We start from the raw sequence: 20,935 nt of genomic DNA, 5'->3' as shown, positions 1-20,935 counted from the left end.
CCGGAGGCGGGGGCGAAGCGGTAAAAGCGCGCCCGCCGCATGGCGGCGGGCGGCTGCTGGCCAGGTGACGGATCAGGCGGCCGGCACGTGGGCGGCCTCGCCCATCACATAGACGCTGTCGATGACGCGGTCGTCGCCCAGCATGGCAAAGGCGAACAGCTCTTCTTCCAGCGTTTCCGAGCGGTTGCTGCGGCGGGCGATCAGCGGCGTGGCCTTGGGGTCCAGCACGATGAAATCGGCCTCGCAGCCAACGCTGAAGCTGCCGACGCGGTCGGTCCAGCCCAGCGCCTCGGCCGCGGCACGGGTGGCCAGGTAGAACATGCGCAGCGCGGTCAGGTAGTAGCCGCCCATGCGCGCCACCTTGTGCGCCGCGTTCATGGTGCGGAACATCGAGAACGAGGTGCCGCCGCCGACGTCGGTGGCCAGCGTCACGTTCAGGCGGTTGGCGTCGGACTGGTGGAAGTCATAGAAGCCGCTGCCCAGGAACAGGTTGGAGGTGGGGCAATGCGCCACCGCGGCGCCGCTGTCGGCCAGGCGCCGGCGGTCGTCCTGGTCCAGGTAGATGGCGTGGCCGTACATCGCGCCCGGGCGCAGCAGGCCGTAGCGGTCGTACACGTCCAGGTAGCTGCGCGCGTCCGGGAACAGCTCGGCCACCCATTTGACCTCGTCGCGGTTCTCGGCCACGTGGGTCTGGATAAAGGCGTCCGGGTAGGCGCGCGCCAGTTCGCCGCAGGCGGCCAGCTGCGCCTCGGTCGAGGTCGGGGCAAAGCGCGGTGTGATGGCGTAGGCCAGGCGTCCCTTGTTATGCCAGCGCGAGAGCAGGTCGGCGGAGTCCCGGGCACCGGTCTCGGCCGTATCGCGCAGGAATTCCGGGCAGTTGCGGTCCATCATCACCTTGCCCGTGACCATGCGCAGGTTGCGCGCCTCGCTTTCGGCAAAGAGGGCCTCGGCGGAGGCCTTGTGCACCGTGCTCCAGACCACCGCGCTGGTGGTGCCGTTGCGCAGCAGTTCCTCGGTGAAGAAGCCGGCCACGCCGCGCGCGTAGTCGGGATCGGCAAAGCGGCGCTCTTCGGGGAAGGTGTAGGTCTCGAGCCAGTGCAGCAGGCCCGGCGACGGCGACGCGATCATGTCGGTCTGCGGGTAGTGCACGTGGGTGTCGATAAAGCCGGGCACGATCAGCTTGCCGCGGTGGTCGACGATCTCGGCGTCGGCCGGAATGCGCGCAGCCAGCTGCGTATAGTCGCCGGCAGCGGCGATGCGCCCGTTGGTGACGATCAGCACCCCGTCGTCCCAATACTGATATGCATCCTCATGGAATTGCGGATCGCGCAGGAAATGCAGCACGCGGCCGCGAATGGCACGGGTGAGGGAGTCAGTCTTGGGGTTGGTCGTCATGGTGTGTCTCTTGTGGCCGGCCCGCGCGGAACGGCATGGTTCAAGCAGCGGGCCGGGCTATTGGCATGCGCCGCGCTCAGGCCGCTGGGGCCGTTGCGGGCGGGGACTTGGGCGGGCTCGACCAGAAGTGGTCGACTTCCGCCAGGAATTCGGCCTTCTGCATGGCAGGCAGGAAGGCCGCTTCAAAGCTGTTGCGGGCAAGCTTGTGGGCATCGGCCGCGTCCAGCGGCAGCGCCTCGAAGGTGGCTTCCCAGTTGGCGTTCATATAGCCGCCGAAGTAGGCAGGATCGTCCGAATGCAGCGTGATCACCACGCCGGCATCGAGCATGCGCTTGAGCGGGTGGTCGCGCAGGTCCGGGTAGACCTTGAGCTTGACGTTCGACAGCGGGCACACGGTCAGCGCCACGCGCTCGCGCGCCAGGCGTTCCACCAGCGCCGGATCGTCGATGGCGCGCACGCCGTGGTCGATACGCTGCGCCTTGAGGATGTCGAGCGCGTCGGTGACGTATTGCGCCGGACCTTCCTCGCCCGCGTGGGCCACCAGGTGCAGGCCCAGCTCGCGCGCCCTGGCGAACACGCGCGCGAACTTCTCGGGCGGGTTGCCTCGCTCGGACGAATCCAGGCCCACGCCGACAAAGCGGTCGCGGTAGGGCAGCGCGGCCTCCAGCGTGGCGAAGGCGTCTTCCTCCGGCAGATGGCGCAGGAAGCACAGGATCAGGCTGCTGGAGAAGTCATATTCGGTGCGCGCCTGGGCCAGGGCATCGGCGATGCCGTCGATCACCACGCCGATGGGCACGCCGCGCGCGGTATGGGTCTGCGGATCGAAGAAGATCTCGGCGTGGCGGACGTTGTCGGCGACGGCGCGCTTGACGTAGTCCATGGTCATGTCGAAGAAATCTTCCTCGGTCAGCAGCACGCTGGCGCCGGCGTAGTAGATGTCCAGGAACGACTGCAGGTCGGTGAAGGCGTAGGCGGCGCGCAGCGCCTCGACGCTGGGATAGGGCAGCGCCACCTGGTTGCGCTGCGCGAGCCGGAAGATCAGTTCCGGCTCAAGCGTGCCTTCGATATGCACATGCAGTTCGGCCTTGGGAGTGCGGCGGATCTGTTCCGCGAGCGCGGCATCGATGGTCATGGGGGCCTCGTTTCTGGGCTTTTCTGTGCCTGCCGGCGGGGCCGGCGGCACGGGTTCAGGGATGCACCGCCTCCGGGCGGCCCAGACGCAGCGCGGCAAGGCGCTGTTCGCGGACCTGGAGCAGCTGGGCGACGATGGCTACCGCAATCATAGCCGGAGCCTTGTCGGTAATCCCGGGAACCCCCATGGGGCATGTCATTTCCGCAAACCGGGCCGGGTCGATGCCGTGCTCGGCCATGCGGTGTTCAAAGCGCGCGCGCTTGGTCTTGGAGCCGATCAGGCCGAAGTAGGCGAAATCGGTGCGCTTGAGGATTTCTTCGCACAGGGTCTGGTCCAGCGCATGGCTGTGCGTCATGACCAGGAAGTAGCTGCCCGCGGGCGCCTGCGCCACTACCGCTTCGGGCGTGTCGCTGGCCTCGGCCTCGACATTGTCGGGCAGCCCGCCGGGGAACAGCGTGTCGCGCTCGTCGACCCAGTGCACGCGGCACGGCAGCGTGGCCAGCACCTTGACCAGTGCATGGCCGACATGGCCCGCGCCAAACAGCACCACGTGCATGGTGTCGGGCACCAGCGTATCGGTCCAGCTGCCGTCGGCGTGCAGCGTTACGCCGGGGGTCACGGCATGGCTGTCGCCATGGGTGATCGCGCCGCTGGCCGGCACCTGGCGCTGCAGTGCCTTGCCGGCGGTGAAATTGCGTTCGACCGCGTCAAGCCAGTGCAGGTCGGCTTCGCCCAGCACCTCGAATGCGAGCTGCACCACGCCGCCGCAGCACTGGCCCAGTGCCGGCCCGAGCGGGATGCGCTCGATCCGGCGTTGTTCACCGCGCACCAGCATCTCGCGCGCGATATCCATGCCGCGCCACTCCAGGTGGCCGCCGCCGATGGTGCCGACCAGGTCGTCGGCGCTGACCAGCATGCGGATGCCGGCCTCGCGCGGGGCCGAGCCCTTGACCTCGACGATGGTGACCATCGCCGCCGGCAGGCCGGCGCGCACCATGCGGGCGGCGTCGGCGAAGCGGAAGGGTTTGAGCGGTGCGTCCTGCATGTCGGGGGCCTTGTCGGTGTTGCCTGGTTGCTGCTTGATGCTGTGGTGCTGCCTGCGCTGTGTCATCGCAAGGGTGGCGCGCGCCTGCTTCTTCCACCGGCCCCATGCCCGTCAACGCGGCCAAGGGGGGAAAGTCCGGGGGCGCCCGCAGGCGCGCGCTTCCTGCGATCGTTCCGCCAGCTCAGGCTGGCTGCGCCGCGGCTTCGCGCACGGCGTCGACGGCGTCCAGGATCGCCTCGCTGGTGGCCGGGGCCTTCAGCGGCGGGTTGATGCGGTAGTCGCCAACGGCAGCCACGGCGTCGCGGATCGCGAAGAACACCGAGAACGGCAGCAGCAGCGGCGGCTCGCCCACGGCCTTGGAGCGGTGGATGCTGTCCTCGACGTTGCGGTTCTGGAACAGGCGCACGTTGAATTCCTCCGGGCAGTCGTTGACCGTCGGGATCTTGTACGTGGACGGGGCGTGCGTCATCAGCTTGCCGTCCTTGTTCCACCACAATTCCTCGGTGGTCAGCCAGCCCATTCCCTGGATAAAAGCGCCCTCGACCTGGCCGATGTCGATCGCCGGGTTCAGCGAGCGGCCGGCGTCGTGCAGCGCGTCGGCGCGCAGCAGCTTCCATTCGCCGGTGAGCGTGTCGACCAGCACCTCAGAGCACGCGGCACCGTAGGCGAAGTAGTAGAACGGGCGGCCCTGCAGCTTGCTCTGGTCCCAGTGCAGCTTGGGCGTGGTGTAGAAGCCGTCGGACCACAGCTGCACGCGCGCCACGTAGGCTTCGCGCGCCAGCTCGCCGAACGACACGCGCAGCTCGCCGGCGCTGACCAGGTCATCGTTGAAGCGCACCTCGGACGGCTCCACGCCGGCCTTGCGCGCGGCAAACACGGCCAGGCGCTCGCGGATCTGGCGCGCGGCGTCCTGCGCGGCCTTGCCGTTCAGGTCGGCACCGGTGGAAGCTGCGGTGGCCGAGGTATTGGCCACCTTGCTGGTATCGGTCGCGGTCACGCGCACGCGTTCCATGCGGATGCCGAGCTCATGCGCCACCACCATCGCCACCTTGGTGTTCAGGCCCTGGCCCATCTCGGTGCCGCCGTGGTTCACCAGCACCGAGCCGTCGTTGTAGACGTGCACCAGCGCGCCGGCCTGGTTGAAGTGGGCCACGTTGAACGAGATGCCGAACTTCACCGGGGTGATGGCGATGCCCTTCTTCAGCACCGGGCTGGTGGCGTTGAACGCGCGCGTGGCCTCGCGGCGGGCGCGGTATTCGCTGCTGGCCACCAGTTCGTCGATCAGCTCGTGGATGACGTTGTCTTCCACGGTCTGGCCGTAGGGCGTGACGTTGTTCTCGGTCTTGCCGTAGAAGTTGGCGCGGCGCACGTCCAGCGAATCCTTGCCGACCGTGCGGGCGACATTGTCCAGGATGTACTCGACCGCGAACGCGCCCTGCGGGCCGCCGAAACCGCGGAAGGCGGTATTGCTCTGCGTGTTGGTCTTGCCGCAGTAGCCGTCGATCTGCACGTTCGGCAGCCAGTAGGCATTGTCGAAGTGGCAGATGGCGCGGGTCATCACCGGGCCCGACAGGTCGGCCGAGAAGCCGGCGCGCGACACCATCTCGACCTTGACGCCCTCGATATGGCCTTCATCGTCGTGGCCCACGGTGTAGTCGAACACGAAGTCATGGCGCTTGCCGGTGATCATCATGTCGTCGTCGCGGTCCGGGCGCAGCTTGACCGGGCACATCAGCTTCCAGGCGGCCAGCGCGGCGCAGCAGGCGAACAGCGCCGACTGCGACTCCTTGCCGCCGAAGCCGCCGCCCATGCGGCGGCATTCGACCAGCACCTGGTGCGCCTGCCAGCCGAGCATATGGCACACCGCGTGCTGCATTTCGGTCGGGTGCTGGGTCGAGCACCACACTTGCATGCCGTCGTTCTCGCGCGGCGCGGCGTACGAGATCTGGCCTTCCAGGTAGAACTGCTCCTGGCCGCCCAGGTGGATCTTGCCGCTGTCCTGGTGGGCCGCGCTTGCGATGCGCGCAGCGGGCTCGCCGCGCGTCAGGTGCATCGGCGGCAGCACATAGCTGCCGGCCTCGTGCGCGGCTTGCGGCGACAGCACCGGGGGCAGGTCTTCGTAGTCGATGGTGCCCAGGCGGGCGGCGCGGCGCGCGGCGTCATGCGAGGTCGCCACCACGATAAAGACCGGCTGGCCGATGAACTGGACCACGTCGCGCGCCAGGATCGGGTCGTCGTGGATGATCGGGCCGCAGTCGTTGGTGCCGGGGATGTCGTCCACCGTCAGCACGTCGACCACGCCGGGCGCGGCGCGCACCTTGTCGAGCGAGATCGACTTGATGCGGGCGTGCGCGCGGGTGCTCATGCCGAGCGCGGCGTGCAGCGTGCCGGCCAGCTCGGGGATGTCGTCCGTGTAGGTGGCGGTGCCGGCCACGTGCAGGTGGGCGGATTCATGCGGACGCGAGATGCCGACCTGCGAGACCTGTTCGGCGGTGGCGTCGAGCAGGAAGGGTTCGGTTTGCTTGTTCATGCCGATGCTTTCCTTTTTCTCTGGCTCAGGCCGTGGCGGTTTCAGTGGCGCCGGCGCCGATGGCGCGGACGTTGACGGCTGCCGCGGGCAGCGCTTCGGCGCGGGTCTCCAGCCAGAAGCGGTACAGCAGGTTGGCGGCACCGCGGCTGCGGTAAGACGCGGTCGCGCGCATGTCGGACAGCGGCGTGTAGTCCTGCGCCAGCGCGGCCATGCCGGCGCGGGCGGTGGCTTCATCCCACGGCTGGCCGGTCAGGGCCGCCTCGGTGGCGGCGGCGCGCTTGGGCGTGGCGGCCATGCCGCCGAAGGCGATGCGCGCCTGCGTGACGAGGCCGTCCTGCACGGTGATGCCGAATGCGGCACACACGGCGGAAATATCCTCATCAAAGCGTTTGGACAGCTTGTAGGTGCGGAAGTGCTGCGGGCCGGCCACCGGCACGCGCAGCGCGGCGACGAATTCGCCCGGCTGCATCGCGGTCTTCTGGTAGGCCAGGTACAGGTCTTCCAGCGGCAGCGTGCGGCGCGTCTCGCCGTGCTGCAGCACCACTTCCGTGCCCAGCGCGATCAGCGCCGGCATCGAGTCGCCGATGGGCGAACCGTTGGCGATATTGCCGCCCAGCGTGCCGGCATTGCGGATCGGCAGCGAGGCAAAGCGCTTCCACATCTCTTCCAGCTCGGGGTGTGCGGCGTTGAGTGCGGCGTAGGCCTTTTCCAGCGTCACGGCGGCGCCGATCTCGACCATGCCGTCGCGTTCCTCAATGTGGTTCAGGTCTTCCACCTGGCCCACGTAGAGCAGGTTGCCCAGCTCGCGGAACTGCTTGGTGACCCACAGGCCCACGTCGGTGCTGCCGGCCAGGATGCGGATATCGGGCTGTGCCGCCTTGATCGCGCCGAACTCGGCCGCGCTGCGCGGGGCAAAGAACTCCTGGCCCTGGGCGCGGTAGCGGAAGGTCTCGCCGCGCTTGAGGTTGCGCAGGGTGTCGGCGATCTGCTTGGGGTTGAGCTTGTCCGCCGTAGGGGCGGGCAGGGCCATCATGCGCTCGCCGGCGTCGATGATCGGGCGGTAGCCGGTGCAGCGGCACAGGTTGCCGGTCAGCGCGTCGCAGATGGTCTGGCGCGAGGGCGCTTCGCCGCCCGGGGTGTGCTGCTGGTACAGCGCCCACAGCGACATCACGAAGCCGGGAGTGCAGAAGCCGCACTGCGAGCCGTGGCACTCGACCATGGCTTCCTGCACCGGGTGCAGGTTGCCGTCGGCCTGGCGCAGGTCCTCGACCGTGATCAGGGCCTTGCCGTCGAGCGTGGGCAGGAACTGGATGCAGGCGTTGACCGCCTTGAATTCGACATCGCCGCCGTCCTGCAGCTCGCCGACCACGACGGTGCAGGCGCCGCAGTCGCCTTCGGCGCAGCCTTCCTTGGTGCCGGTGCAGCGCGCGTCTTCACGCAGGTACTGCAGCACGGTGCGGGTAATGGGGGCGTCGGATACTTCCTTGACCTGGCCGCGGTGGAAAAAGCGGATGGTTTGCGTCTCCATGGTCTTCTCTCTCTTGGTGATGGCGGAAACATAGCACCCTGGCCTTTCATGCAATATTCGGCCCAGGTGATATGCCCCATCAGCGGGCGGCCCGATTGGTGCCCCGCCGCACCGCCAGGCGCCCCCCTGGAGGAGGTGATTTGACCGTTTGTGGGGCGCCTGTCATACACTATGCGCCGTTCCCATCCCCCACGCCACCCATCTGGCCCCCGCCGGAGGGCCGCCATCGCCATGCACGGACGCGACCATCTCGATACATATTTGCTGCGGGTGCTTCACACCCTGCTGACCGAGCAGAGCGTGACCCGCACGGCCGTGCGCCTGGGCCAGTCCCAGCCCGCCATCAGCAATACCCTGAAGCGCCTGCGGGAGATCACCGGCGATGCCATTTTGGTGCGGGGCAAAAACGGCATGGTGCCGACCGAGCGCGGCCGCGAACTGCTGGCGCTGGCCGAGCAGAGCCTGGCGGCGATGGACCGCATCGCGCGCCCGCCGCAGCAGTTCGACCCGGCCACCACCACGCGCACCTTCCACCTGGGCGCGCCGGACTACCTGGACGCGTTCTTCCTGCCCAATATCGTCGAGCGCGTGCGCCGGCTGGCGCCGGGCGCCAAGCTGTTCGTGCATCCGATGACGTCGTCGTCGGACTTCCTGGACGACCTGGAGCAGGGGCAGCTCGATATCGTGGTCGGCAACTGGCTGTCGCCGCCTGAGCACCTGCATATCTCGCCGCTGTTCGACGACGAGGTGGTGTGCATGCTGGGCGCGCAGCATCCGCTGGCGCGCAAGGGGCTGACGCTCAAGCACTACCTGGAGATGCCGCACCTGGCCCCGGCGCCGTATGCGTCGATGCAGCGCAGCATGATCGACCAGGCGCTGGCCGAGCAGGGCTACAAGCGCAATATCCAGGTCACGCTGCCGTATTTCGGCCTGGTGCCGTATGTGCTGATGAAGACGGATATGGTCTTTACCACCGGCCGCCAGTTTGCTGCGCACTACGCGCAGTACCTGCCGATCCGCATGGTGCCCTCGCCGGTGTCGTTCCCGCGCATGCGCTTCTACCAGCTGTGGCACGAGCGCTGCCATGCGGCGCCGGATGTGATGTGGATCCGGCGCATGATCGCCGAGGTGGCGGCGGACCTGCCGCAGTTGCCGCGGCTGGAGGCAGAGGCCGGCTGAGCGGGCCGGGCAGCAGGCGAGGGGGCTTACTTTGCCTTGTAGCTCGGGAAGAACAACTGCTCGCCTTCCACCTTGTACCCGGCAATCGCGTCCTGTCCTTCCTTTGACGTGATCCACTCCACCAGCTTGATCGCATCCGTGTGGTTGATACCCGCATGCCTGGCGGGGTTGACCGCGATGATTCCGTACGGGTTGAACATCTTCGGATCGCCTTCGATGGCGATGGCCAGGCCGGTCTTGGCGCGATAGGCGCCGTAGGTGGCGCGGTCCGACAGCGTATAGGCCGGCATCTGCGCGGCCATGGTCAGCACCTCGCCCATGCCCAGGCCGGCGTTGACGTACCACGGCTGGCCCTTGGGCTCGATGCCGAGCTGCTTCCAGTAGTCCTTCTCCATCACGTCGGTGCCGGAGTTGTCGCCGCGCGAGATGAACTTGCTGCTGCTGCCGGCGAGCTTGCGGAACCCCGCCAGCACGTCCTTGCCGCCCTTGACGCCTGCCGGGTCGCTGGCCGGGCCGACCACGATGAAGTCGTTGTACATCACGTCGCGGCGGTTCACGCCGTAGCCGGCCGCGACAAAGGCGTCTTCCACCTTGCGCGCGTGCACCAGCAGCACGTCGACGTCGCCCATCTCGCCCATCTTCATGGCCTTGCCCGAGCCGACCGCGATCACCTTCACGGTGACGCCCGCCTTTTGCTCGAAGCGCGGCAGCAGGTATTTCAGCAGGCCCGAGTTCTCGGTGCTGGTGGTGGTGGCCAGCTTCAGTTCCCCGGCATGGGCCGCCGACAGCAGGCCTGCGCAGGCCATCGCAACGAGATGGCGCGCTGGGCGGCGCAGGCGTTGGGCAAGGCGAGGCGACATGCGGTGGCTCCTTTGTATTATGTTTTTCCAGACATAATTGCTTTTGCCTTTCGATCTCATGGAGAATGCGGCAAAAGAACATAAGAATGGGGTATTCATTGTGGTCCAGCCGAGATCGACAAGTAAATATGCTGCGGAGGACATATGATCTTCCGCTTTGACCTGTTTCCGGTGATCGCGCCAGACGACAATCCGCGCGCGAATGGCAAGGTGTTCCAGCTGCTCAAGGCCGTGCGCGAAACCGGGTCGCTGCACCGCGCCGCGCGCGAGATCGGCTTGTCGTACCGCCATGCCTGGGGCGTGATGCGGACCTGGGAGGAAATGCTCGGGCGCAGCGTGCTCGATATGGAGCGCGGCCGCGGTGCCTCGCTGACCCGCTTCGGCGAACGCCTGCTGCGCGCCGAGCTGCGCCTGCGCGAATCGGTCGACCCGGTGGTGCAGAAGGCCATGGCGGACTTCATTGCCGAGCTGGACGATGCCCAGCAGCCGCAGTCGCAGGTGCATTTCACCGGCAGCCATGACCCGGCGGTGGAGGTGCTGGCCGCCGCACTGGGCGAGGCAGGAACCTCGCTGCAGCTCGATACGGTGTTTTGCGGCAGCGTGGAGGGGCTGATTTGCCTGCAGGAGCGGCAGTCGGAACTGGCCGGCTTCTATGTCTCGCCGGTGCAGACCGCGGGCTCGGTCGCGCATGTGACGCTGCGCAAGTGGCTGCGGCCGGCCGCGGTGCGGCTGCTGCGGCTGGCTTGGCGCGAGCAGGGCCTGATCCTGGCGCCGGAGGTGGCGCGCGAGGTGCATGACCTGCGCGACCTGGCGCGCACCCAGGCGCGCTTCGTCAACCGGCAGCGCAGTTCGGGCACGCGCATGCTGTTCGACCAGCTGCTGGCCGCGCAGGGCCTGTACCCCGACCAGATCGCCGGCTACGACGAGACCGAGTTCAGCAACGAGAAGGTGGCCGAGGCCGTGCACGGCGGCCGCGCGCAGGTGGGCTTCGGGCTGCGCATGAATGCCGAGGCCCATGGGCTGGCCTTTGTGCCGTTGACGCGCGAGGCCTACTACCTGGCGCTGCGCAAGAACGACCAGACCGCCGGCTGGATGGCAGCACTGCTGGCGCTGCTGGCCGACCCGGCCTTTGCCCGGCGCATCGAAACGCTGCCCGGCTACACCATGGCCGAGCCGGCCGGCATCCTGACCCCGCAGGAGGCGTTGCCGTGGTTCGGGCCGGGCGGCAAGGAGGACGCCTGAGGGCGAGCCGGGCGGCATGACGCCGACGGGCGCGCGGCTGCGCGGCCCGGTCCGTATTACACTCCCTGCCAGGCGCACCGCGGTTTTGCATCGGCTTGCGCCAGACCCTTGCAAGGAGCGCCATGCTGGAAACCGCCGCGCTGGCCGCGGGCATGTCCTGGGCCAGCGGCTTTCGCCTCTACCTTGCGGTGCTGGTCGCCGGCGTGCTGGCGCGCCTGGGCTGGCTGGACCTGCCGCCCGGGCTGCAGCCGCTGGAATCCTGGTGGGTCATCGGCGTGGCCGCCGTGCTGGCCGTGGCCGAATTCGTCGCCGACAAGGTGCCCGCGTTCGATACCGTCTGGGACGGCATCCATACCTTTATCCGCATTCCCGCCGGCGCGATCCTGGCCGCCGCCGCCTTCGGCCAGCTGGATCCGCAGTGGATGGTGGCGGCAGGGCTGATCGGCGGCACGCTGGCCGGCACCGCGCATGCGGTCAAGGCGGGCACGCGCGCGCTGATCAATGTGTCGCCGGAACCGTTCTCCAATTGGACGGCCTCATTCACTGAAGACCTGACCGCGACCGGCAGCCTGCTGCTGGCGTTCTTCCTGCCGGTGGTGTTCCTGGTCTTGCTGGTGGTCTTCCTGCTGGTGTCGGTGTGGCTGCTGCCGAAATTGTGGCGCGGCGTGCGCCGGCTGCATGCGAGCCTGCGCGGCAAGACCGAGCGGCCTGGCACACCGCGCTAGCTTCCCGGCCATTCCCGTTTTTTTTCGACTGACCCGAGGCGCGCCGCCGCCAGAAACCAAGAACCAAAGCAACCGATGCCTCCCGAGTCCGCCATCGAAGCCCCGGCCACGGCCGCCAACCCCGCCGGCACGCGCCCCGCGCATGGCGGTCGCTTCTCCGCCTGGCGCCAGGCGCTGCGCATGGCGCGGCGCGACTGGATTGCCGGCGAGCTCTACCTGCTGCTGTTTGCGCTGGTGCTGGCCGTGGCCGCGCTGACCAGCGTGGGCTTCATGGCCGACCGCATGCGGCTGGGCCTGGAGCGCGACGCGCGCCAGATGATCGCGTCCGACGTACTGCTGGTGGCTGACCAGCCTTTCGATGCCGCCTTCGCGCAGCGTGCGCAAGCGGCGGGGCTGGCCGTGGCCCAGACCGTCACCTTCCCGAGCATGGCGACTGCCAACGGCAAGGCGCCGGCCGGCGGCGACGCGCCCAGCCAGCTGGCCGCGCTCAAGGCGGTGACCGACGGCTATCCGCTGCGGGGCAAGCTCAAGGTGGCCAGTGCGGCGGGGGCGCCGGATGCGCCCGCCGAAGGCATTCCCGCGCCGGGCACGGTATGGGTCGACGAGGCGCTGCTGGGCGCCCTGGGGGTTGCCGTGGGCGACACCCTGCAACTGGGCAGCCGCAGCTTCCGCATCGACCGCATCATCACGCAGGAGCTTGATCGCGGCACCGGCTTCATGAACTTCGCGCCGCGCGTGCTGATGCCGCTGTCGGACCTGGACAGCACCGGGCTGATCGGCTGGGGCAGCCGCGTGACCTACCGGCTGCTGGTGGCCGGCCCCGACGCCGCCGGCGCTGCCTTCCAGAAATGGGCGCAGGACGAGATCGGACGCCGCAAGCTGCGCAATACCCGGGTCGAGTCGCTGGAGTCGGGCCAGCCGCAGATGCGTGCCACGCTGGACCGCGCCGAGCGCTTCCTGTCGCTGGTGGCGGTGCTGTCGTCGATGATCGCGGCGGTGGCCATCGCCATGTCGGCGCGCCGCTATATGCAGCGCCACACCGATGCCTGCGCGGTCTACAAGTGCCTGGGGCTGTCGCGCGGGCAGATCCTGCGCGCCTTCGGCCTGGAGTTCCTGCTGGTGGGGGCCGCGGGCGCGCTCGCCGGGGTGCTGCTCGGGTACCTGGCGCACTATGGCCTGCTGCTGTCGCTGGGCGGGCTGCTGCGGGTGTCGCTGCCGCAGCCGTCGCTGCTGCCGGCACTGGTGGGCGTGCTGGCGGGGCTGGTGCTGCTGGCCGGGTTCGCGCTGCCGCCGCTGCTGGCGCTGACACGGGTGGCGCCGCTGCGGGTGCTGCGCCGCGATATCGGGTTGCCGCCGGTGTCGGCCTGGGTGGCCTATGCACTGGGCCTGGGCGCCTTTGTCGCGCTGCTGCTGGTGGCGGCGCGCGACCTGCGGCTGGGGCTGACCACCGCGGGCGGCTTTGTCGCCGCGGGCGTGGTCTTCGCGGTGCTGGCGCTGGGGTTGCTGACGCTGCTGTCGCGCCTGCTGCGCGGGCGCCTGCGCGGGCGCGCGGCGATGGGCTGGCGCTTTGCGCTGGCAGTGCTGGAACGCCGCCGCGCGGTCACGGTGCTGCAGACCGTGGCGCTGGCGGTGGGGCTGATGGCGCTGCTGCTGCTCGGCATGACCCGCAACGACCTGGTCGATTCGTGGCGCCAGGCCACGCCGGCCGACGCGCCCAACCGCTTCATCATCAATATCCAGCCGGACCAGCGCGAACCGTTGCGCCAGATGCTGGCCGGCGCCGGCATCAACGACCTGCTCTACCCGATGGTGCGCGGGCGCCTGACCCATATCGGCGAGCGCGCCATCCGCGGCGACAGCTTCGAGGACGGGCGCGCGCGCAACCTGGTCGAGCGCGAATTCAACCTGTCCTATACCGATGCGCTGCCCGAGGGCAACCGCGTGATTGCCGGGCGCTGGTCCAACGGCCCGGACGCCGGCGCCTCGGTGGAAGAGGGCATCGCCAAGACGCTGGGCATCCGGCTTGGCGACACGCTGCGTTTTGACGTGGCCGGCCAGGCGGTGCAGGCCCGCGTGACCTCGCTGCGCAAGCTGGACTGGGGCTCGATGCGGGTCAATTTCTTCGTGATCCTGCCGCCGCAGGCGATGCAGGGGCTGCCCGAGACCTACATCACGTCGTTCCACCTGCCGCCCGCCAGCACGGCGCTGGGCAACCGGCTGATCGCGGCCTTCCCCAACATCACCGTGGTCAATACCGACCTGATCCTGCGCCAGATCCAGGACATCCTGGACCAGGTGATCGCGGCGGTGGAGTTCCTCTTCGTGTTCACGCTGGCCGCCGGCGTGACCGTGCTGTACGCGGCGCTGTCCGGCGCGCGTGACGAGCGCATGCGCGACGCGGGCCTGCTCAAGGCGCTGGGCGCCTCGGCCGCGCTGGTGCGCCAGACCCAGTACGCCGAGTTCCTGGTGGTGGGCGGCCTGGCCGGATTCCTGGCCAGCCTGGGCGCGATCGCGGTGGGCTGGGGCCTGTCGCAGTTCGTCTTCGATTTCCCGTACCGCTTCAATGCCTGGATCGTGCCGGTGGGCGTGGTTTCTGGCATGCTGTGCGCTTTTGCCGGCGGCTGGCTGGGCCTGCGCGAAGTGCTGCGCCAGCCCGCGCTGGCGACCTTGCGTGATGCCTGAGTGGCTGCGCTGTTTGAGTGTGTGATGAGTACTGAATCCAACGACAAGCCCGGCACGGCCGAGGTGACTGCATTTGAGCTGGTGGGCGGCGAAGCGCGCGTGCGCGAGCTGGTCGACCGCTTCTACGACCTGATGGACCTGGAGACCCAGTTCGCCGGGCTGCGCGCGCTGCACCCGCCCTCGCTGGAGGGCTCGCGCGACAAGCTGTTCTGGTTCCTGTGCGGCTGGCTGGGCGGTCCCAACCACTTTATCGAGCGCTTCGGCCACCCGCGCCTGCGCGCGCGCCATATGCCGTTCGAGATCGGCGTGAGCGAGCGCGACCAGTGGATGCGCTGCATGGCGCTGGCAATGCAGGACATCGGCCTGTCCGAAGACCTGCAGCTGCGCCTGATGCAGGCGTTCTTCCAGACCGCCGACTGGATGCGCAACGTGGCGCGCTGAGGCGCCGCCGCTCCCTTCTTTCAACCGAAAGGTTTCGCAAGTTCATGACAGACCAACTGCCTGAAGACGCCGTGCGTTTGCTCGATTTCTGGTTCGGCCAGCCCGGTTCTGCCGCCTGGAATACCGAGCGCCCGCAATGGTTCACCAAGTCGGACGCCTTCGATGCGCAGATCCGCACCAACTTCCTGTCCGACTGGCAGGTCGCCTGCGACGGGGCCCCGGACGACTGGTCGGTCACGCCCGAAGGCGCTTGCGCGCGCGTGGTGCTGCTGGACCAGTTCCCGCGCAACATGTTCCGCAACGATCCGCGCAGCTTCGGCAGCGATACGCTGGCGCTGGCACTGGCCAGGCGCATCGTCGCCACCGGCATGGACCGCAAGCTGCCGACGGACTACCACCGCATGTTCTGCTACATGCCGTTCGAGCATTCCGAGGCGCTGGAGGACCAGGACGAGGCAGTGCGTCTGATGACGCAGCTGCGCGAGGCCAGCGGCGGCGTGGTTGATGTGGTGGAGTGGGCCGAAAAGCACCGCGCGATCATCGCGCGCTTCGGCCGCTTCCCGCACCGCAATGCGGTGCTGGGCAGGCAGAGCACAGAGCAGGAACTGGCGTTCCTGCGGCAGCCGGGCTCGTCGTTCTGAACCGGGCCGGCAGCAGGGGCGCGCTCAGGTCTTGTCGCGCGCCTGTTGCCACTTGTCGACGCGCACGCGCGGAGCGGCCGCCAGCTGGCCCAGCAGGCCGGCTGGCGTGTCTGCCACATGCAGCAGGTCGGCATGCACCTGCTTCATGAAGCCTTCCCGCACTGCGTGCGCAAGGAAACCCAGCAGGCCGTCGTAGAACCCGTTAACATTCAGCAGGCCCACCGGCTTGTCGTGGTAGCCCAGCTGCAGCCAGGTGAAGGTCTCGAACAGCTCTTCGAAGGTGCCCACGCCGCCCGGCATGGCGATAAAGGCGTCGGCACGGTCCGCCATCATCTGCTTGCGCTCGTGCATGTTGCGCACCACGTGCAGCTCGGTCAGGCCGCGGTGGCCCACTTCCTTCTGCATCAGCGCGTCGGGGATGATGCCGATGGCGCTGCCGCCATGTTCCATCACGGCGTCGGCGACGATGCCCATCAGGCCCACCTTGCCGCCGCCGTACACCAGCGCCAGGCCGCTTTCGGCCAGCGTGCGGCCTAGCAGGCGCGCGCCTTCGGCGTATTCAGGACGGTTGCCGGGGCTGGAGCCGCAATACACGCACACCGATTTCACTTTGCTTCCTTTGCCGCGTCGGCTGCGGCCTTGGCTGCCGCGTAGTCGCGCGCCAGCTGGTCGAATGCGTCCCGGGCCCGGCCGCGCAGGTAGGGCGCCAGGATCGAGAAGATGTGGTAGCTCGATCCGTGCAGGTAGCCGCGAATCTGCTCGGGGTCGTTGTACTGGCGCGGATGCTGCACGAACTGGAACGACAGCCAGTAGGTGGCGATCACCACCATGTTGGTGCAGATGGCCTCGACCTGCTCGGGCGTGGCTTCCATCTCGCCGTCGTCGATGAACTGGCGGCAGATCTCGTGCGCAAAGCGCTTCTTCTGCTCGACGATGCGCTTGAAGTTGGTCTCCAGCATCCGGTTGCGCGCCAGCAGGTCGTTGATGTCGCGGTACAGGAAGCGGTAGTTCCACAGGAACTCGGACATGTACTGCAGGTAGCCCCAGCTTTCGTCCAGCGTGGCCTTGTGGTCGTCCGGCATCTTCAGGCGCCGCTCCATCTCCTGCTCGAAGCGCACGAAGATGGAGTTGATGATGTCGTCCTTGTTGCGGAAGTGGTAGTAGAGATTGCCGGGGCTGATCTCCATGGCTTCCGCAATCGTCGTGGTGGTGACGTTGGGTTCGCCGACTTCGTTGAACAGGCGCAGCGAGACGTCGAGGATGCGGTCCCTGGTGCGGCGGGGGCCGGTTTGCGGTTTCGGTTCCATGGGCGTCCGGGCGATCGGTGCGATCAGTAAGTCGGGGGCAGGGTAGCGATTATAAGCAATCGGCCCGGCCACCCCATCCGGCATCCCCGGCGAGTGACGGATCAGCCCGCCAGCGTCCGCACCCAGCGCACCACGTGCGGCCCGGCGATGGCGACCCAGGTGCCGCCGCACAGCACCAGCGCCAGCATTACCGCGGCGCTGCCGAAATCCTTGGCACGCTTGGACAGGCTGTGCCGCTCCAGCGAAATGCGGTCGATTGCCGCCTCGACGCTGGAATTGAGCAACTCGACGATCAGCACCACCAGCAGCGTGCCCAGCAGCAGGATGCGCTCGACCACGTCCACCGGCAGCAGGAATGCCCACGGCGCCAGGATTGCCACCAGCGTCAGCTCCTGGCGGAACGCGCTTTCCTCGAGCACCGCATAGCGCAGCCCCGACAGCGAATTGATGGCCGCATGCCAGGCGCGCGTCAGGCCGCGGTTGGCCTTGTGGGGGTTCTGCTCGATCGAATAGTCAGCGCTCTGGACTGCCTGCGGCGGCCTCTGCAGAGGCGGGTCGGACGGCAGTTCCGGATGGGGTTTGGGCATGGTTTTGCGGGGCGGGTTGGGCCGCTGCGCTGTCGCGGCCTGGCTTGCCGGCAGCGAACGGCCGAAGATGGGCCAGGAACTGCTCGGAGGCGGCGCGCCACGAGAACCGCTCGGCGTGGGCACGTGCCGTGGCGCGGTCGATGCGCAGCGCTTCCAGGCAGGCTTCGCGCAGGTCTTCGTGCATCGCGCCGGCGGGGCTGTCGCCCAGCACATCGATCGGGCCGGTGACCGGATAGGCGGCCACGGGCAGCCCGCTGGCCAGCGCTTCCAGCAGCACCAGCCCGAAGGTGTCGGTACGGCTCGGGAACACGAACACATCAGCCGAAGCATACACCCGGGCCAGCTCGGGCTGGCTCAGCACGCCCAGGTAGTTGGCGCCCGGATAGCGCGCGCGCAGCGCCGGCAGCGCCGGGCCGTCGCCGACCACCCACTTGGAGCCGGGCAGGTCCAGCGCCAGGAAGGCCTCGACGTTCTTTTCCACCGCCACGCGGCCCACGTACAGGAAGATCGGGTGGGCGGTGTTGAGCACGTTGGGGCGCTGCAGCGTGAACACGTCCAGGTCCACGCCGCGCGTCCACAGCACGGCGTTGGTGATGCCATTGCGCCGCAGGTCGTCCAGCACCACCGGGGTGGGCGCCATCACCGCCTGGGCCGGGCCGTGGAACCGGCGCAGGAAGCGGTACGTCCATGCCAGCGGGATACCGAAGCGCGCCTGCACGTATTCCGGAAAGCGCGTGTGGTAGGCGGTGGTGAAGGGCAGCCGGCGGCGGAGCGCGTGGCGCCGCGCGGCCAGGCCCAGCGGCCCTTCGGTAGCGATATGCAAGGCATCCGGAGCGAAGGCCTCGATGCGGCGCTGCACGCGCGCCGCCGGGAACAGCGACAGGCGGATCTCGGGGTAGGTCGGGCACGGCACGGTGCGGAATTCCAGCGGCGTGATCATGTCGACCGTGTGGCCCATGGCCTCGAGTTCGCGGCGCGTGGACTTGAGCGTGCGCACCACGCCGTTGACCTGCGGTTCCCAGGCATCGGTGACGATCAGGATCTTCATGCAGCCTCCTCGGGCGCGGTGGAAGGGCAATGCGGTTGGGGCAAACGGTGGCAGGCCGGGATCAGCCCGCCACGGCGGCGCGGCGACGGCGGCGCGTGGCCGGGGCCGGCGCGTCCAGCAGCGTGGTCCAGTAGACGATCTTCAGCTCGCCTTCCATGGTCTCGACCAGTGCCGACAGGCTTTCGACCCAGTCCCCGTCGTTGCAGTAGAGCTGGCCATTGACCTCGCGGATCTCGGCCTTGTGGATATGGCCGCAGACCACGCCATCGCAGCCGCGGCGGCGCGCTTCATCGACCATCGCGCTCTCGAACGCGCCGATGTAGTTGACCGCGTTCTTGACCTGGTGCTTGAGGAACTGCGACAGCGACCAGTACGGGAAGCCCAGGCGCGCGCGCAGCCGGTTGAAGTGGCGGTTCAGCGCCAGGATCACCGTGTACAGCGAATCGCCGAGGTAGGCCAGCCAGCGCGCGTGCTGCACCACGCCGTCGAACAGGTCGCCGTGCACCACCCACAGCCGGCGCCCGGAGGCGGTGACATGCACCGCCTCTTCGCGCACGGTGATGTCGCCGAAGGCCATGCCGTCGAACTGGCGCGCGGCCTCGTCGTGGTTGCCGGGAACGTAGATCACTTCAGTGCCCTTGCGCGCCTTGCGCAGCAGCTTCTGCACCACGTCGTTGTGGCTTTGCGGCCAGTACCAGCCGCGGCGCAGCTGCCAGCCGTCGATGATGTCGCCGACCAGGTAGAGCTGGTCGGATTCGTTGTGCTTGAGGAAGTCCAGCAGGTAGTTGGCCTGGCAGCCGGGCGTGCCCAGGTGGATGTCCGACAGCCAGATGGCGCGGTAGCGCTGGATCGGGTGCGGCTCGGGCGGGTAGGTCTGCTGCTGTTCGCGCTGGGGTGCCAGCGCGGCATCCAGGGCCGGCGCCATGAAGGCGGTCAGCGGCGCGGCGCTGTCGCTGTCAGGGCTGCGGCGCAGCCATTGCGTCAGTTGCGCGGTCTTCGACAGATACCCGCGGGCAGATCGGATTGCTTGCACCATGGCAGTCCCGGTTGCGGCGATGGCTGTATTCAGCCAGCCCGCGATGACGGTGCCGTGACGGAAACATGACTGACATATGAATCGTGGCGGAAGTGGAACAGTCCTGGCTGGCGCAGGTGTCAGTGCCCGCGCGCGGACAGCTCCGCGAGGGCGTCGAGTACCGCACGCACCGCGGCGGGATGGCGCAGCAGCGTGACATGACCGATGCCGGCCAGCGCAATATGCCCGGCGCCGTCGAGCCAGCCGGTGCAAGGCGGCCCGGCGATCGAGTCATGCCAGCTGAAGATCGAGATCATGCGCGCACGGCGGCGCGGGGTTTCCGCGGCGGCGAGCGCGCGCAGCCAGGGGCTGCCGCAACGCATCTGGCGCGCATTGGGGCCGCCGCCAAAGCGCGCCAGCGCGCTGCCGTGATGGGGGCTGCCCAGCGTCACCACGCCGGCGCAGACGTCTTCGTCGCCCGCCAGCTGCAGCGCGGCGCGCGCGGCCAGCCCGCCCATGCTGTGGCAGACCAGCAGCGGCGGGCGTTCGGCCTCGGCTGTGATGCGCCGCATGGCGGCCAGCAGCGTGCGCGCGTAGTCGTCGATGTCGCCGAACACCGGCTTGAGCTCGATCCCCTCGCAGCGGTAGCCAGCGGCGGCCAGTGCCGGCTGCATGTCGAGCCAGATGGCCTGCCCGCAGGCGTAGCCGTGCACCAGCAGCACCGGCGGGGCGTCGCGGCCGGGCAGGGCATCGAGCGGTGCGGCAAAGGGCGCGTGCGCGCGGAATGGCTGCAGCCAGTCGAACATGCGCAGCACGGCCACGCACTCGGCCGCAAAGCAGCGCAACGCCTCAGGCAGGCGCAGCGGACGGCGCGTGGCGGCGAGTTCAAGCGGTGGTGCGGGCGGGTGATTGCCGCGCCCGACCCACAGGCCGCGCCCGCTCAGGGCGAAAGCGAAGGCAATGCCGCTGGCGAAGCTGCCGAGGATGGCCGCCACACCGGCGGCGACCGCGCCGGGCCATGGCCATCCGGCCAGTTGCACCAGCCCGGCGGCGATGCCCAGCGCGGCGGCTGCCTGCAAGGTCACCGCAAGGCGGCGGATGCCGGCGGCCGACAGGCTCATGGCTTGGGCGGGCGCAGGTCGGTCAGCCGCGTGCCGGCCAGGCGGTCATGCAGGAACTGGCGGCGCGGATCCAGCCACGCCAGCAGGACCCAGACCAGCAGGCCGGCGCACAGCACCGCTACGAACGGCCCCTTGACCAGCCCCAGCATATGGCCGACTGCCGCCGATGGCGGCAGCCACAGCCATGCCAGCACGTAGCGCAGCGCCGCCTGCGGCCAGCGCGGCGGCACGCCGGCGGCGTTCTCGACGCGCATGCGCCAGGTCTGCATGGCCAGGGTCTGGCCGTTGCGTTGCCAGAACCAGGTGAAATACAGGCCCATCACCAGGAAGCTCCACACCTGGATCACGAGCGGCCCGTCCACACCAAGCTTCTGCAGCAGCGGTTGCACCAGCAGGTAGGCAGCGGTCGAGGCGCTCAGCACGCCGAACAGCAGCACGCCCTCATAGAGCATGCAGG

Annotated in this window: 19 protein-coding genes; 6 read left to right on the top strand and 13 right to left on the bottom strand. The window is 68.7% G+C overall.

Going from position 1 to position 20,935, the window contains the following annotated elements; genetic code table 11:
* Positions 1-72 precede the first annotated feature (72 nt).
* The 5 genes from guaD to xdhA all read right to left on the bottom strand — a co-directional run bounded on the left by guaD (position 73) and on the right by xdhA (position 7,630).
* Positions 73-1,395 carry a guanine deaminase gene (gene guaD, locus AC3WRI_RS29300; RefSeq protein WP_011614840.1) on the bottom strand — a complete coding sequence of 441 codons (1,323 nt, stop codon included), beginning with the start codon at positions 1,393-1,395 and terminating at the stop codon, positions 73-75.
* A gap of 76 nt (positions 1,396-1,471) precedes the next feature.
* Complete coding sequence (locus tag AC3WRI_RS29295) at positions 1,472-2,527, bottom strand: adenosine deaminase (RefSeq protein ID WP_010809166.1); 1,056 nt, start codon at positions 2,525-2,527, stop codon at positions 1,472-1,474.
* A gap of 55 nt (positions 2,528-2,582) precedes the next feature.
* Complete coding sequence (xdhC, locus tag AC3WRI_RS29290; protein WP_011614841.1) at positions 2,583-3,572, bottom strand: xanthine dehydrogenase accessory protein XdhC; 990 nt, start codon at positions 3,570-3,572, stop codon at positions 2,583-2,585.
* Positions 3,573-3,753: 181 nt separating this feature from the next.
* Positions 3,754-6,102, bottom strand: coding sequence for a xanthine dehydrogenase molybdopterin binding subunit (gene xdhB, locus AC3WRI_RS29285; protein ID WP_010809164.1), 2,349 nt, complete (start codon positions 6,100-6,102; stop codon positions 3,754-3,756).
* Between the two features lie 25 nt (positions 6,103-6,127).
* Positions 6,128-7,630, bottom strand: coding sequence for a xanthine dehydrogenase small subunit (gene xdhA / locus AC3WRI_RS29280; RefSeq protein WP_010809163.1), 1,503 nt, complete (start codon positions 7,628-7,630; stop codon positions 6,128-6,130).
* 231 nt (positions 7,631-7,861) lie between these two features.
* On the opposite strand from xdhA, the gene AC3WRI_RS29275 reads away from it, so the two are divergent.
* Positions 7,862-8,809, top strand: a complete 948-nt coding sequence (locus tag AC3WRI_RS29275; RefSeq protein ID WP_010809162.1) for a LysR substrate-binding domain-containing protein — start codon at positions 7,862-7,864, stop codon at positions 8,807-8,809.
* 26 nt (positions 8,810-8,835) lie between these two features.
* On the opposite strand, the gene AC3WRI_RS29270 is transcribed toward AC3WRI_RS29275, so the two are convergent.
* The gene (locus AC3WRI_RS29270) at positions 8,836-9,669 is read right to left on the bottom strand and encodes an ABC transporter substrate-binding protein (RefSeq protein ID WP_010809161.1); all 834 of its coding nucleotides are present in this window, start codon (positions 9,667-9,669) and stop codon (positions 8,836-8,838) included.
* A gap of 144 nt (positions 9,670-9,813) precedes the next feature.
* On the opposite strand from AC3WRI_RS29270, the gene AC3WRI_RS29265 reads away from it, so the two are divergent.
* The 5 genes from AC3WRI_RS29265 to AC3WRI_RS29245 all read left to right on the top strand — a co-directional run bounded on the left by AC3WRI_RS29265 (position 9,814) and on the right by AC3WRI_RS29245 (position 15,400).
* Positions 9,814-10,911 (top strand): substrate-binding domain-containing protein, encoded by a 1,098-nt coding sequence (locus AC3WRI_RS29265; RefSeq protein ID WP_010809160.1) that lies wholly within the window; start codon positions 9,814-9,816, stop codon positions 10,909-10,911.
* A 122-nt stretch (positions 10,912-11,033) separates the two neighbouring features.
* Positions 11,034-11,636, top strand: coding sequence for a DUF4126 domain-containing protein (locus AC3WRI_RS29260; RefSeq protein WP_492294605.1), 603 nt, complete (start codon positions 11,034-11,036; stop codon positions 11,634-11,636).
* Between the two features lie 75 nt (positions 11,637-11,711).
* A complete protein-coding gene (locus AC3WRI_RS29255) occupies positions 11,712-14,318 on the top strand; it encodes an ABC transporter permease (protein WP_010809158.1) in 2,607 nt (868 codons plus the stop codon).
* Positions 14,319-14,342: 24 nt separating this feature from the next.
* The gene (locus tag AC3WRI_RS29250; RefSeq protein ID WP_010809157.1) at positions 14,343-14,759 is read left to right on the top strand and encodes a group II truncated hemoglobin; all 417 of its coding nucleotides are present in this window, start codon (positions 14,343-14,345) and stop codon (positions 14,757-14,759) included.
* A 44-nt stretch (positions 14,760-14,803) separates the two neighbouring features.
* The gene (locus AC3WRI_RS29245; RefSeq protein WP_010809156.1) at positions 14,804-15,400 is read left to right on the top strand and encodes a DUF924 family protein; all 597 of its coding nucleotides are present in this window, start codon (positions 14,804-14,806) and stop codon (positions 15,398-15,400) included.
* A gap of 24 nt (positions 15,401-15,424) precedes the next feature.
* On the opposite strand, the gene AC3WRI_RS29240 is transcribed toward AC3WRI_RS29245, so the two are convergent.
* From AC3WRI_RS29240 to AC3WRI_RS29210, 7 genes are all read right to left on the bottom strand, one after another.
* Positions 15,425-16,009: an LOG family protein gene (locus tag AC3WRI_RS29240; protein ID WP_010809155.1), complete on the bottom strand. Its 585-nt coding sequence runs from the start codon at positions 16,007-16,009 to the stop codon at positions 15,425-15,427.
* Positions 16,006-16,707, bottom strand: a complete 702-nt coding sequence (locus AC3WRI_RS29235) for a TetR/AcrR family transcriptional regulator (protein ID WP_010809154.1) — start codon at positions 16,705-16,707, stop codon at positions 16,006-16,008. The genes AC3WRI_RS29240 and AC3WRI_RS29235 overlap by 4 nt, the downstream gene beginning before the upstream one ends.
* Positions 16,708-16,808: 101 nt before the next feature.
* Complete coding sequence (locus AC3WRI_RS29230; RefSeq protein WP_010809153.1) at positions 16,809-17,294, bottom strand: diacylglycerol kinase; 486 nt, start codon at positions 17,292-17,294, stop codon at positions 16,809-16,811.
* Positions 17,221-18,342: a glycosyltransferase family 4 protein gene (locus tag AC3WRI_RS29225; RefSeq protein ID WP_010809152.1), complete on the bottom strand. Its 1,122-nt coding sequence runs from the start codon at positions 18,340-18,342 to the stop codon at positions 17,221-17,223. The genes AC3WRI_RS29230 and AC3WRI_RS29225 overlap by 74 nt, the downstream gene beginning before the upstream one ends.
* A gap of 61 nt (positions 18,343-18,403) precedes the next feature.
* A complete protein-coding gene (locus tag AC3WRI_RS29220) occupies positions 18,404-19,378 on the bottom strand; it encodes a UDP-2,3-diacylglucosamine diphosphatase (RefSeq protein ID WP_011614848.1) in 975 nt (324 codons plus the stop codon).
* Positions 19,379-19,497: 119 nt separating this feature from the next.
* Entirely contained in the window at positions 19,498-20,478 is a 981-nt protein-coding gene (locus tag AC3WRI_RS29215; protein WP_492294603.1) for an esterase/lipase family protein, read from the bottom strand.
* The coding region (locus AC3WRI_RS29210) for an RDD family protein (RefSeq protein WP_492294601.1) at positions 20,475-20,935 on the bottom strand (461 nt) is incomplete at its 5' end. The genes AC3WRI_RS29215 and AC3WRI_RS29210, both read right to left, overlap by 4 nt.

This window comes from Cupriavidus sp. FW305-27 (assembly GCF_058787995.1).
Note: the sequence above shows the minus strand (reverse complement) of the source record. Positions and strands in the feature narration are given on the sequence as shown.

What these genes read in the sequence shown, in the direction of transcription:
- AC3WRI_RS29245 (WP_010809156.1), top strand. Translation starts at nt 14,804, where the DNA reads ATGACAGACCAACTGCCTGAAGACGCCGTGCGTTTGCTCGATTTCTGG.
- guaD (WP_011614840.1), bottom strand. Translation starts at nt 1,395, where the DNA reads ATGACGACCAACCCCAAGACTGACTCCCTCACCCGTGCCATTCGCGGC.
- xdhA (WP_010809163.1), bottom strand. Translation starts at nt 7,630, where the DNA reads ATGGAGACGCAAACCATCCGCTTTTTCCACCGCGGCCAGGTCAAGGAA.
- AC3WRI_RS29230 (WP_010809153.1), bottom strand. Translation starts at nt 17,294, where the DNA reads ATGCCCAAACCCCATCCGGAACTGCCGTCCGACCCGCCTCTGCAGAGG.
- xdhC (WP_011614841.1), bottom strand. Translation starts at nt 3,572, where the DNA reads ATGCAGGACGCACCGCTCAAACCCTTCCGCTTCGCCGACGCCGCCCGC.
- xdhB (WP_010809164.1), bottom strand. Translation starts at nt 6,102, where the DNA reads ATGAACAAGCAAACCGAACCCTTCCTGCTCGACGCCACCGCCGAACAG.
- AC3WRI_RS29235 (WP_010809154.1), bottom strand. Translation starts at nt 16,707, where the DNA reads ATGGAACCGAAACCGCAAACCGGCCCCCGCCGCACCAGGGACCGCATC.
- AC3WRI_RS29250 (WP_010809157.1), top strand. Translation starts at nt 14,343, where the DNA reads ATGAGTACTGAATCCAACGACAAGCCCGGCACGGCCGAGGTGACTGCA.
- AC3WRI_RS29275 (WP_010809162.1), top strand. Translation starts at nt 7,862, where the DNA reads ATGCACGGACGCGACCATCTCGATACATATTTGCTGCGGGTGCTTCAC.
- AC3WRI_RS29295 (WP_010809166.1), bottom strand. Translation starts at nt 2,527, where the DNA reads ATGACCATCGATGCCGCGCTCGCGGAACAGATCCGCCGCACTCCCAAG.
- AC3WRI_RS29270 (WP_010809161.1), bottom strand. Translation starts at nt 9,669, where the DNA reads ATGTCGCCTCGCCTTGCCCAACGCCTGCGCCGCCCAGCGCGCCATCTC.
- AC3WRI_RS29215 (WP_492294603.1), bottom strand. Translation starts at nt 20,478, where the DNA reads ATGAGCCTGTCGGCCGCCGGCATCCGCCGCCTTGCGGTGACCTTGCAG.
- AC3WRI_RS29225 (WP_010809152.1), bottom strand. Translation starts at nt 18,342, where the DNA reads ATGAAGATCCTGATCGTCACCGATGCCTGGGAACCGCAGGTCAACGGC.
- AC3WRI_RS29255 (WP_010809158.1), top strand. Translation starts at nt 11,712, where the DNA reads ATGCCTCCCGAGTCCGCCATCGAAGCCCCGGCCACGGCCGCCAACCCC.
- AC3WRI_RS29260 (WP_492294605.1), top strand. Translation starts at nt 11,034, where the DNA reads ATGCTGGAAACCGCCGCGCTGGCCGCGGGCATGTCCTGGGCCAGCGGC.
- AC3WRI_RS29265 (WP_010809160.1), top strand. Translation starts at nt 9,814, where the DNA reads ATGATCTTCCGCTTTGACCTGTTTCCGGTGATCGCGCCAGACGACAAT.
- AC3WRI_RS29220 (WP_011614848.1), bottom strand. Translation starts at nt 19,378, where the DNA reads ATGGTGCAAGCAATCCGATCTGCCCGCGGGTATCTGTCGAAGACCGCG.